We start from the raw sequence: 10,208 nt of genomic DNA on the forward strand, positions 1-10,208 counted from the left end.
AGTCAAAGCACGTTCTCATTCGAACCCGGGGACGCAGCCGCGGTTCTCATTCGAGGGGTCGATGCTGGTCATGGCGGTGCAGGCTGTGGCTAACATTCCCCACCTACGCTCGGGGCCGTGCGTGGGAGAGGGGCGTCGGATGCGCGATGAGGCGCGCTTGCGGTTGCGCAGCCGGTCACCGGTCGAGGGGCTGGAGCGACGCCGGCTGGGGCCGCTCGAGGTGTTCGCCCAGTCGGTCTCGGGGGCCGCGCCGTCGGCCGCGATGGCCGCGACGCCGGCGATCGTCGCCGTCTCCGCCGGGCACGGCACGGTGTGGTCGTTCGCCATCGCGACGGTGCTCGCGCTGCTGGTCGCGGGCTGCATCGCCCGGTTCACCCGGCGCATGGCCGCGTCCGGGGGGCTGTACAGCCTGACGGCGAAGGGGCTGACCCCCGCCGCCGCCTACGCCAGCGCGCTCGCCTCGCTGCTCGGGTACGGGCTGCTGGCCGCCGGCGCCCTCGTCGGCGCCACCCTCTACCTCCAGGCGCTGCTCGACCTGTGGGGCGTGGGCGGCGGTCGCCTCGGCGCCGCGGTCGTGATGGCCGTGATCGGGCTCGGCACCGGAGTGCTGGTGCTGCGCGGCGCCCGGCTCTCCGCACGGGTCGTGCTGCTGGCCGAGAGCATCTCGATCACCCTGATGCTGATCGTGTTCTCGCTGCTGCTCGCCGGCGGACCGGCCGGCGGGGCGGCGGGCGGCGCGGGGCCCGCCGAGGCCACGGCGATGCCACCGCCGGGGTTCGGCGGGATCGTCGCCGGGGTGCTGCCGGCCCTGGCCGCCTTCATCGGGTTCGAGATCGCGACCTCGCTCGGCACGGAGGTGCGCAAGCCCTTCCGCAGCGTGCCGCGGGCCGTCGGGCTGACCGCCGCGGTCGCCGGGGTGCTCTACGTCTTCGCCGCCCAGGTCCAGGTCTTCGGCTTCTCCGCCACCCCCGGCGGCCTGGCGGGCCAGGCCGAGCCGGTCGTCGCGCTCGCCGCGGCCAAGGGCTGGGGATGGCTGCCGGTGCTGCTCGACCTCGGGCTGGTCATGTCCTTCGTGGCCTGCGGCCTGGCGACGGCGACGGCGCTGGCCCGGGTGCTGTTCTCGCTCTCCCGGGACGGGGTGGCCCCGCAGGCGTTCGGCCGCACCCATCGCCGGTTCCGGACCCCGCACCTCGCGGTCCTCGCGTCCGTGCCCGTGACGACCGGGGTACCGGTGGTGCTGCTCGCCGTCGGTGTCCCCCTCCCGACGGTGCTGGTCACGGTGCTGACCCTCGCGGCCTGCGGATTCCTGCTCGCCTACCTGCTGGTGTGCGCGGCGGCCCCGGTGTTCCTGCACCGGATCGGCGAGCTGACCTGGCCCGCGGTCGCGGTCAGCGCGGTGATCGTGCCGATCCTGCTGGTCGTGCTCGTGGCGTTCGTGGCCACGCGGCCGCTGTCGGGCCTCCTGCTCGCCGGGCTCGCGGTGCTCGGCGCGGCCGGCTACCTGGTCGTCCGCCTGAAGCGGCCGGCGGCGCTCGCCGGCATCGGGGTGTACGACGAGACCACCACCGCGGACGTCCTCATCCCTGACCGCGGCGCGGCATGACCGGACCCATCCCGCTGTCGGGACGGCAGCCGAAGGCCGTCCGGAGCGCGTTGCACGTGCTCGAGGAGGTCGTCGCCGCCGGCCCCGGCGTCACGGCCAAGGAGATCTCCGAGTCGCTCGCCATGCCGCAGGCCACGACCTACCGGATCCTCAACCTGCTGGTCGCCGAGGAGTACCTGGTCCGGTTGCCCGACCTGAGCGGGTTCGCGCTCGGCCGTCGCGCGGCCCGGCTCGCGCTGCCCGCGACGACCGTCCTCAACACGGCGGCCCGGGCCGTCGTCGACCACATGCGGGCGCAGACCCGGTGGGCGGTGCACGTCGCCTGGTTCGCGGCCGGGCAGATCTCGCTGATCGACCCCGATCCCGACCACCCCGCCCCGGACGCGAGCCAGCTGGCGCGCTTCCCCTACGCGTTCGCGCTGGGCCGGTTGCTGCTTGCCGAGCAGGCGGACTGGCGCGCGTTGGTCCGGGACGTCCGGCCGTTCACCGCCCGCACGGTGACCTCGGAGTCGGAGCTCGACCGGACGTTGAAGGCGGTGGCGCGGGACGGCCTGGCCCGGCAGTGCGGGGAGTTCCGGGAGGACCGAGGCTGCATCGCCGTGCCGATCCGCGGGCCGCGGGACGGCCGGCTCGTCGCGGGGATCGCCCTCGCCGGACCCACCGCCCGCATCGCCGAACCCAACGAGGAGATCATCAAGCTCCTGCGCGACCACGCCGCCCGCCTGGCGCCGCTGCTGGCCTGACGGGCTTGGCAAGGGTCGTCTTGTACGTAGCCCGGATGCCGGGGCGGCGGCCGTCGGCGCGAGTACCTTGCGGGGCCCCGCAGGCACAGGGAGGTGCGGCATGAGTGACGTCACGCAGATGGAGGCCAGGAGGGTGGTCCACGCCCCGGCCGCGCGCGTCTTCGCGGTCCTCGCGGACCCGGGCCGGCACAGCGCGATCGACGGCTCCGGGATGCTGCGCGGCACCGAGAGCGGCCCGATCACGGCGACCGGGCAGGTGTTCGCGATGAACATGCACATCGACGGCCTCGGCGACTACCGCTCCCTCAACACGGTCACCGAGTTCGAACCGGACGCGGTCGTGGGCTGGGCGCCCCGGCTGGACCCCGACTGCGGCGAGGTGGCCGAGAAGCTCGCGGGGATCACGACCGGCGGACACACGTACACCTACCGCCTCCGCGAGGCCGGCGACGACACCGAGGTCACCGAGACCTACGACTGGTCCGGCGTGACCGACCCGAAGTTCGAGGCGTTCTGCCCGATGGTGAGCCCGGAGCAGCTCGCCGGCACCCTCGAGAAGCTCGCCGGCGCCGTCGAGGCGCGCTGACGGTCGAGTCGCGACGGGCGGGCCCCGACATGCGAGTGCCCCGAGGCCGGATGGCAGGGCCTCGGGGCAGACGCGTACGCGGGTGGGTCAGTCGAAGGGGCCGTTGAGCAGGCCGCCGGCGGGGCCGTCGAGGTAGTTGAAGCTGGGGTCGGGGAACTCGGTCTCCAGGCCGTCGGCGCCGGTGGGGCCGTTGCCGTTCGCGGCGTCGAGGAACGAGGTGGCGGCGGTCTCGGCGGTGGCCTGGGTGGCGCTGGCGCCCTGGGCGAGGTCACCGGCCGGGGCCTCGGCCGCGAAGGCGGTGCCGGCGGTGCCGATCGGCAGGAGGGCGCCGCCGAGGGCGAGGGTGCAGATGATGCGCTTCTTCATTACCGGCCTCACATGTTGTCCGCGCCGGCCTTGATGGCCTCGCGGATGCGGTTGTAGGTGCCGCAACGGCAGATGTTGCGGATCTCCTCGATGGCCTCGTCGTCGACGTCGCGGCCCTCGCGCTGGCACTGGCGGACCTTGGCGACGGCGGCCATGATCTGGCCGGGCTGGCAGTAGCCGCACTGCGGGACGTCGCGGTCGATCCAGGCCTGCTGCATCGGGTGCAGCTCGTCGCCCTTGGCCAGGCCCTCGATCGTCGTGATCTCGTCCTTCTCGTCGATCGCGCCGACCGGGACCGAGCAGGGGTTGAAGGCCTTGCCGTTGATGTGGCAGGTGCAGGCCTTGCAGACGTTGATCCCGCAGCCGTACTTGGGACCGGTGACGCCGAGCATGTCGCGGATCACCCAGAGCAGGCGGACGTCGTCCTCGACGTCCACGGTGACCTTCTCGCCGTTGAGCGTGAACGTGTGCGTGGGCATGCGGGTCTCCTCAGTAGGTGTAGCGGAGGCCGTCGGTCGGCGACTCGGGGATCGGGGGCACGAGCGGCTTGGGCTCGAAGGGGAACGGGTCCTTGTGGTTGATCGGGAAGTACTCCGGCACCTTCCCGGTCGCCCGGGCGTAGGCGCAGGCGATGGCGCCGCAGGTCGCGGCGAGCCCGAACTCCCCGGCGCCGCCCGGCTCGTCGCCCGGCGAGTCCAGGATGATGATGTTCATCTCGGGCGGGGTGTTCCACTGCCGGGTGTAGAAGTAGTTGTCCCAACTGGCCTCGACGAAGTGCCCGTCGGTCAGGTGCAGGCTGGAGCTGAGGATCAGGGCGATGGCGTCGTTGATCCCGCCCATGATCTGCGCCTCGAGCCCGCGCGGGTTGATCACGAGGCCGATCTCCACCGCGAAGGTCACCCGGGTGACGCGGGGACCGGTGACGCCCTCGCGGATCTTCCGGTTGACCGTGTCGGGGCGGGTGTCGATCTCGACGAGGGCCGCGGACACGCCCTTGTACTCGGTGTGGAAGCCGATGCCCTGGGCGGTGCCGTCCTTCATCGACCGGCCCCAGCGGCCTTCCTTGGCCACGGCGTCGAGCACGGCGCGCATCCGGTCGTTGCGCAGGAACTGGCGGCGGAACTCGTAGGGGTCCTGGCCGACCTTCGCGGCGAGCTGGTCGGTGACGAGCTCACGGGCGGTGGCCACGTCGGGCGAGTACACGTTGCGCATCGACGACGTGTTGAAGCCCATCTCGACCTCGTTGAGCAGCCGGGTGGACACGCCGTAGTCGTACGGCGTCACCTGGGTCAGCTCGAAGATCGACTCGGCGAAGGTGAGGTTGCCGAGCGGGGCCCGGGCGCCGGTGGCGGTGATCGCGTCGCCGAGGCCGTGCGTGAAGTCGGTGGACACGCTGGTGTGCCGCTGCTCGTAGCTGAGCACCGAGTCCTTGGTGACCGAGGCGCGGATCCGCGAGGTCGCCATCGGGTGCACGCGGCCCTGACGGGAGTCGTCGGCCCGGGTCCACATCAGCTTGACGGGCTTGCCCATCGTCTGCGAGACCTCGGCGGCCTCCAGCGCGGCGTCCCAGAACAGCTTGCGGCCGAAGGACCCGCCGCCCTGGGTGACGTGCACGGTCACCGCGCTCTGCGGCAGCCCCAGCTTCTTCGCGATCGCGGCCTGCGCCGTGACCGGGTTCTTCATCGCGCCCCAGATCTCCGCGCTGTCCGAGCGGACGTCGGCGATCGCGGAGTTGGTCTCCAGGGAGCTGTTGGACTTGAAGTAGAACGTGAACGAGTGCTCGACGGTCTCGCCGACCCCGGCCGGCACGGCCAGCGGCAGCTCGGCGGCCTTCAGCTTCGCGAGGATGGTCTCGTCGCTCTCGCCGTGGACGGTGCCGTCGTTCCACTGCACGCGCAGGGCGCGGACGCCGTCGATGGCCTGCCCGAAGGTCTTCGCGCGCACCGCGACGCCGGTGGAGACCACCTCGACGTCCGTGACGCCCGGCATGTTCCGGACCTCGTCGATGTTCTCGACGTCGTCCGGGGTGCCGTTGAGGTCGGGCGCCCGGCAGATGACCGTCGGCAGCGCGTCGGGGATCTGCAGGTCGGTGGCGAAGCACTTCTTGCCGGTGACGATGTCCCGGGCGTCGGTCTTGTTGTGCGGCTTCCCGATGATCCGGAAGTCCTCGCGGGGCTTCAGGACCACCTCGACCTGCTCGTTCACCGGGCTGGCCGCGGCCTCGGTCAGGTCGCCGTAGGACAGCACGCGACCGGCGGCACCGGTGATGAGGCCGCTGCGCGCGGTCAGCGTGCGCACGTCCTGCTGCAGCACCTGCGCGGCCGCGTCGAGCAGCCGCATCTGGGCCAGGGCGGCCGCCACACGGATCGGCGTGTAGGTCGTGAAGGTGGTGCTCGAGCCGCCGGTGATCTGGTTGAACAGCAGCTCCGGGCGGGCGTCGGCCAGCGTGACGTGGACCTGGTCGACCTCGAGGCCCATCTCCTCGGCGATGATCATCTGCGTCGAGGTGACGATCCCCTGCCCGTTGTCCGAGCGGGGGAGCGCGAACGAGACGGTGCCGTCCTTGTTGACCTCGATGCGGATGAGGTTCGCGGTCGGCCGGGAGGCGTCGCGCAGCAGGTCGAGCAGGTCGTAGGCCTCGGGGGTCTGCGGCACGGAGGGGATGGGCGCCGCGGAGGCCGACGGCCCGTCGAACACGGTCTGGCGGGTGAACTCGGCGGCGACCACCAGGGTCGGCGCGGCGACGAGGTAGCCGAGGAACTTGCGGCGCCCGACGGGGGCGCGCAGTCCGGTACCCGGTTCCTTGGCCTTCGGGGGAGCGAAGCGGTGGTTGGCCATGGTGGTCCTCTTCATCGGGGGCCTGCCCCGTCGGGCGCGGGAAGACGCCGTCCGGGGGACTTGCCGCAGCAACGACCAACCGGGGACTTCGGTCGCATCCGGCAGGGGAGGGACGGCTCGGGTCCGGTGCGGTCCGTGACCTCGCCTCTGCGGATCCGGACGGGTGTCACTCGACCGGGCCAGTCGAGTGGACGCCGTGCTCGACAGCGAGCGACGGGGAGGCCCCTCCACCCGTGGGGAACCGGACGTGGTCACTCGTTCCGGTCAACCCCGGCAACCGGCGCGTCGGCCACCGCCGAAAGTGGGTAGAGCAGGGGGTTCGCCGCACCCCCGGCCGTCGGTCGTGCCACGCAGAGTTGACGAACCGGACACGATCTGTGGACACTTCGCCGCCGTCTCCGTCGTGTTCGGGGAGCGACGGCCACCCGGCCGGGGCTCCGCCGCCCGACCCGATCCGAGAGGACCAGGCCGTGGTCAGCGTCGACACCGCCCACCGCTCCGCCGAGCGTGCCGTCCGCACGCGCCTGCTCGAACTGCAGCGCGCCACCGGGCTCCCCGTGGTCTTCGGGGGCACGGTCCCCGGCGGCGGGCGCGACGGGCGGTTCGCCATCACCGCCCAGGTCGGGACGATCAGCGACGCCCTGTCCGGGCTCGTCATCCGGCGCGGGCGCGGGCTGGGCGGGACCGCCCTCGAGCGCGGGGTGCCGTGCCGGGTGGACGACTACGCCGCGGCCCGCGCGATCACCCACGACTACGACACGATGGTCGCCGAGGAGAAGCTGACGTCGATCTTCGCCTTCCCCGTCCGGGTCGACGGCGAGGTCCGCAGCGTCCTCTACGGCGCGGTCCGCTCCGGCGACCCGATCGGCGACCGCACGCTGCGGCAGGCCGGCCTCGTCGCCTCGCAGCTGCAGGTGGATCTCCGGGGCACGCCGACGGCCGGCCTCCCGCCCGTCGACGACGGGGCCGGCGACGGCACCCGCCGGGCGCTCGTCGAGCTGGCCGACATCATCGCCGCCACCTCCGACGCCCGGCTCCGCGAACGCCTGGCCCGCATCCACCGCGAGTTCAGCGGTGCCCCCGCCGCACCCGAACCGGCGGGCGACCCGACGGCCGAGGGCCCCGAGAAGCTCACCCGCCGGGAGACCGACGTCCTCCGGCTCGTGGCGGTCGGGGCCAGCAACTCCGAGATCGCCGACCAGCTCACCCTGAGCGTGCAGACGGTGAAGGCCTACCTGCGGTCGGCGATGCGGAAGCTGAAGGTGCGCAACCGGACCGCCGCCGTCCACGTGGGACGCGCGGCGGGCCTGTTCTGACGGGCGGTCCGTCCCGCGCTACCCCCTTTCGTGAGTAGCCGATCACATTCGAGCCGGACACCCTGTGCGGAATCTCCCGAACCGGATCCGCAGGAGGACGACGATGTCCACGTCCGCACCGCACCCTCGCCGGCAGACCCCCATGTGGCGGGTCGCGACCGCGAGCTGTGTCGGAACGACGATCGAGTTCTACGACTTCTTCATCTACGGCACGGCCGCGGCGCTGGTCTTTCCGAAGGTGTTCTTCCCGGCGCTCGGGGCGACGGCCGGCACGGTCGCGTCCTTCGCCACCTTCGCGGTCGCGTTCGTCGCCCGCCCGCTCGGCGCGGTCCTCTTCGGGCACTACGGGGACCGCATCGGCCGCAAGCGCACCCTGATCAGCACGCTGCTGCTCATGGGCATCTCGACCATGCTCATCGGGCTGCTGCCCGACGCGTCGACCATCGGGGTCGTCGCGCCGATCCTGCTCGTGGTGCTGCGGTTCGCGCAGGGCCTGGCGGTCGGCGGCGAGTGGGCGGGCGCGGCGCTGTTGACGGCGGAGTACGCGCCGCCGAACAAGCGCGGGCTCTACGGCATCTTCCCGCAGCTCGGCCCGGCCTTCGCCTTCGCGCTGTCGAGCGCGACCTTCCTGGTGACCGGCCTGGTCCTGGGCGACGGCGACGAGGCGTTCCTGAACTACGGCTGGCGGATCCCGTTCCTGGTCAGCATCGTCCTGGTGGCCATCGGCTTCTACATCCGGTCGACGATCGAGGAGACCCCGGCCTTCCGGGCGGTGCAGGACGCCCCGGCGACGTCGAGCTCGCGGGTGCCGTTCTTCGAGGTGCTGCGCGCGCAGCCGCGTGAGGTACTCCTGGCGGCCGGGTCGCTGACCATGCTGTTCGCGTTCTTCTACATGGGCACGGCCTACCTGACCAGCTACGGCACCAACCCGCAGGGCGCGGGGCTGAGCCGGCCCGTGGTCCTCGGCATCGGGATCGGGGCGTCGGTGTTCTTCGCCGTCGCGATCGCGGTGTCCGGGATCGTGTCGGACCGGTTCGGCCGCCGGCGGGTGATCATGACGTCGTGCGCCGCGGGCGTGGTCTGGGCGCTGGTGCTGTTCCCGCTGCTGGACACCGGGACCGCGGTGGCGTTCGCGATCGGGCTGACCGTCACGCTGGTCGTCTTCGCGGTGTCGTACGGCCCGGCCGGCTCCTTCGTGCCCGAACTGTTCGTGACCAGGCACCGCTACACGGGCGCCGGGCTGGGCTACAACCTGGCCGGCGTGCTGGGTGGTGCGGTGCCTCCGCTGCTGGCGCCGGGGCTCGCGGCGTCGTTCGGCAGCATCGCGATCGGCGTGATGCTGGCGGTGACCGCGGTGCTCAGCCTCGCCTGCACCTACGCCCTCCGGGAGACCAGCCGCCGCGACCTCGGCCACGTGGACGAGGTCGGCGGCACCCAGGCCGCGGCGACGGCCTGACCACGTCGGGCCCGTGCCGGCCCCGGGGAGCGCCCGTCAGGGCACGGTCGGCACGGGCTCGGCGAGGTCCCCGTCGGCGGGCTCGGCCGGTCCGTCGGCGGCGCTGCGGCCGGGGGCCTCCCGCACGGTCCGGATCGCCGCGGTGATCAGCTCGTCGAGCTCCCGGTCGGCCTCGGACCGCGGCACCAGCCCGGCGAGGACGTTGTGCGCGAAGAGCCGGGCGATGTCCTCGACGGTCCGCGGTCCGTCCGGCCGGTACCAGGTCCAGGCGTAGTTGCACATACCGAAGACCTGCAGGGCCGTCATCTGCGGGTCCGGGGTGTGCAGGAGTCCCCGCTCCGCCCCGGCCCGCAGGATGTCGACCACGATCTCGGTGTAGCGCACCCGCTGCTTGCGGACGTAGTCGGTGAGGTCGCCGTCGAAGTAGCGCACGAGCTCGCGCAGGCAGGCCAGGCTGGCGGCGCGGTCGTCCCGGTGCGCCGCGAGCAGCGCGTAGATCATCGCGACGAGCCGGCTCACCGGGTCCTCGAGGTGGGCATGGACGAAGTCCGCCTCGGCGAAGCGCCGCGAGAAGTAGGCGACGTGCACCTCGCGCAGCAGGGCTTCCTTGTTGCCGAAGTGGTGGACGATCGTGCCCTTGCTCAGGTTCAGCTCCGCGGCGACGTCGCCGAGGCTGGTGTCCGCGTAGCCGCGGTCGGCGACGTGCTCGGCGAAGACGCGCAGGATCGCGTCCCGGGAGCTCGCCCGCGGGCTCCGTCCTGGCATCCGCCCACTATAGGGACAGGTCGGGCCGTGAGCCCTATTGCTGACCGTACGGGCGGTCAGTTAAGTTGCGTCATCGCCCTGGCGCCGTTGCCACGAGGAGCCCACATGACCCCCGCCATCCCCGCGCTGCCGTCGTACGCCTCCGGGACCTCGGACGTCCCGCTGCTGGGCGACACGATCGGCGACAACCTCGACCGGACCGTCGCGGCGGACCCCGATCGCGAAGCGCTCGTCGACGTGCCGAGCGGCCGCCGGTGGACCTACGGAGAGTTCCGCGCCGACGTCGACGCGCTGGCCCTGGGCCTGCTCGACGCAGGGGTCGTCAAGGGCGACCGGGTGGGGATTTGGGCGCCGAACATGGCGGAGTGGACGTTGTTGCAGTACGCGACGGCGAAGCTCGGTGCGATCCTGGTGAACATCAACCCGTCGTATCGGACGCACGAGTTGGAGTATGTGCTCAGGCAGGCGGGGATCTCGCTGTTGGTGGCGGCGCGGGAGTTCAAGACCTCGAACTACGCGGCGATGATCGAGGAGG

The 10,208-nt window shown here is 72.4% G+C and carries 10 protein-coding genes; 6 read left to right on the forward strand and 4 right to left on the reverse strand.

The window, feature by feature from the left end:
• Nucleotides 1–139 precede the first annotated feature (139 nt).
• The 3 genes from PKE99_RS23945 to PKE99_RS23955 all read left to right on the forward strand — a co-directional run bounded on the left by PKE99_RS23945 (nucleotide 140) and on the right by PKE99_RS23955 (nucleotide 2,932).
• On the forward strand, nucleotides 140–1,603 hold the full coding sequence (locus PKE99_RS23945; protein WP_037049663.1) for an APC family permease: 1,464 nt from the start codon (nucleotides 140–142) through the stop codon (nucleotides 1,601–1,603).
• Nucleotides 1,600–2,346 (forward strand): IclR family transcriptional regulator, encoded by a 747-nt coding sequence (locus PKE99_RS23950; protein WP_037049661.1) that lies wholly within the window; start codon nucleotides 1,600–1,602, stop codon nucleotides 2,344–2,346. Before PKE99_RS23945 ends, PKE99_RS23950 begins: the two co-directional genes overlap by 4 nt.
• 100 nt (nucleotides 2,347–2,446) lie before the next feature.
• Entirely contained in the window at nucleotides 2,447–2,932 is a 486-nt protein-coding gene (locus PKE99_RS23955) for an SRPBCC family protein (RefSeq protein ID WP_037049659.1), read from the forward strand.
• A gap of 87 nt (nucleotides 2,933–3,019) precedes the next feature.
• Here the strand turns inward: PKE99_RS23955 and PKE99_RS23960 are convergent, their stop codons facing one another.
• The 3 genes from PKE99_RS23960 to PKE99_RS23970 are packed head-to-tail and all read right to left on the reverse strand — an operon-like array spanning nucleotide 3,020 to nucleotide 6,136.
• Nucleotides 3,020–3,298 carry a hypothetical protein gene (locus tag PKE99_RS23960; protein WP_037049658.1) on the reverse strand — a complete coding sequence of 93 codons (279 nt, stop codon included), beginning with the start codon at nucleotides 3,296–3,298 and terminating at the stop codon, nucleotides 3,020–3,022.
• Between the two features lie 8 nt (nucleotides 3,299–3,306).
• On the reverse strand, nucleotides 3,307–3,777 hold the full coding sequence (locus tag PKE99_RS23965; protein WP_037049656.1) for a (2Fe-2S)-binding protein: 471 nt from the start codon (nucleotides 3,775–3,777) through the stop codon (nucleotides 3,307–3,309).
• Between the two features lie 10 nt (nucleotides 3,778–3,787).
• Complete coding sequence (locus tag PKE99_RS23970; protein ID WP_037049654.1) at nucleotides 3,788–6,136, reverse strand: molybdopterin cofactor-binding domain-containing protein; 2,349 nt, start codon at nucleotides 6,134–6,136, stop codon at nucleotides 3,788–3,790.
• A gap of 470 nt (nucleotides 6,137–6,606) precedes the next feature.
• Here PKE99_RS23970 and PKE99_RS23975 point away from each other — a divergent pair, with 470 nt between their 5' ends.
• Together PKE99_RS23975 and PKE99_RS23980 are read left to right on the forward strand one after the other, a co-directional pair.
• A complete protein-coding gene (locus PKE99_RS23975; protein ID WP_051737874.1) occupies nucleotides 6,607–7,452 on the forward strand; it encodes a LuxR C-terminal-related transcriptional regulator in 846 nt (281 codons plus the stop codon).
• A 103-nt stretch (nucleotides 7,453–7,555) separates the two neighbouring features.
• Complete coding sequence (locus PKE99_RS23980; protein ID WP_051737873.1) at nucleotides 7,556–8,908, forward strand: MFS transporter; 1,353 nt, start codon at nucleotides 7,556–7,558, stop codon at nucleotides 8,906–8,908.
• Between the two features lie 36 nt (nucleotides 8,909–8,944).
• Here the strand turns inward: PKE99_RS23980 and PKE99_RS23985 are convergent, their stop codons facing one another.
• Nucleotides 8,945–9,673 (reverse strand): TetR/AcrR family transcriptional regulator, encoded by a 729-nt coding sequence (locus PKE99_RS23985; protein ID WP_051737872.1) that lies wholly within the window; start codon nucleotides 9,671–9,673, stop codon nucleotides 8,945–8,947.
• A gap of 105 nt (nucleotides 9,674–9,778) precedes the next feature.
• Between PKE99_RS23985 and PKE99_RS23990 the strand changes: the two genes are divergently transcribed.
• Nucleotides 9,779–10,208: AMP-binding protein (locus PKE99_RS23990; protein WP_271214916.1), on the forward strand; the 430-nt coding region annotated here is incomplete at its 3' end.

The sequence above is a fragment of the Pseudonocardia halophobica genome, assembly GCF_027922425.1.
GTDB lineage: Bacteria > Actinomycetota > Actinomycetes > Mycobacteriales > Pseudonocardiaceae > Pseudonocardia > Pseudonocardia halophobica.

Bases quoted from the DNA above. Each gene is read 5' to 3' on its own strand.
- PKE99_RS23965 (WP_037049656.1), bottom strand. From the start codon at position 3,777: ATGCCCACGCACACGTTCACGCTCAACGGCGAGAAGGTCACCGTGGAC.
- PKE99_RS23945 (WP_037049663.1), top strand. From the start codon at position 140: ATGCGCGATGAGGCGCGCTTGCGGTTGCGCAGCCGGTCACCGGTCGAG.
- PKE99_RS23980 (WP_051737873.1), top strand. From the start codon at position 7,556: ATGTCCACGTCCGCACCGCACCCTCGCCGGCAGACCCCCATGTGGCGG.
- PKE99_RS23950 (WP_037049661.1), top strand. From the start codon at position 1,600: ATGACCGGACCCATCCCGCTGTCGGGACGGCAGCCGAAGGCCGTCCGG.
- PKE99_RS23985 (WP_051737872.1), bottom strand. From the start codon at position 9,673: ATGCCAGGACGGAGCCCGCGGGCGAGCTCCCGGGACGCGATCCTGCGC.
- PKE99_RS23960 (WP_037049658.1), bottom strand. From the start codon at position 3,298: ATGAAGAAGCGCATCATCTGCACCCTCGCCCTCGGCGGCGCCCTCCTG.
- PKE99_RS23955 (WP_037049659.1), top strand. From the start codon at position 2,447: ATGAGTGACGTCACGCAGATGGAGGCCAGGAGGGTGGTCCACGCCCCG.
- PKE99_RS23970 (WP_037049654.1), bottom strand. From the start codon at position 6,136: ATGGCCAACCACCGCTTCGCTCCCCCGAAGGCCAAGGAACCGGGTACC.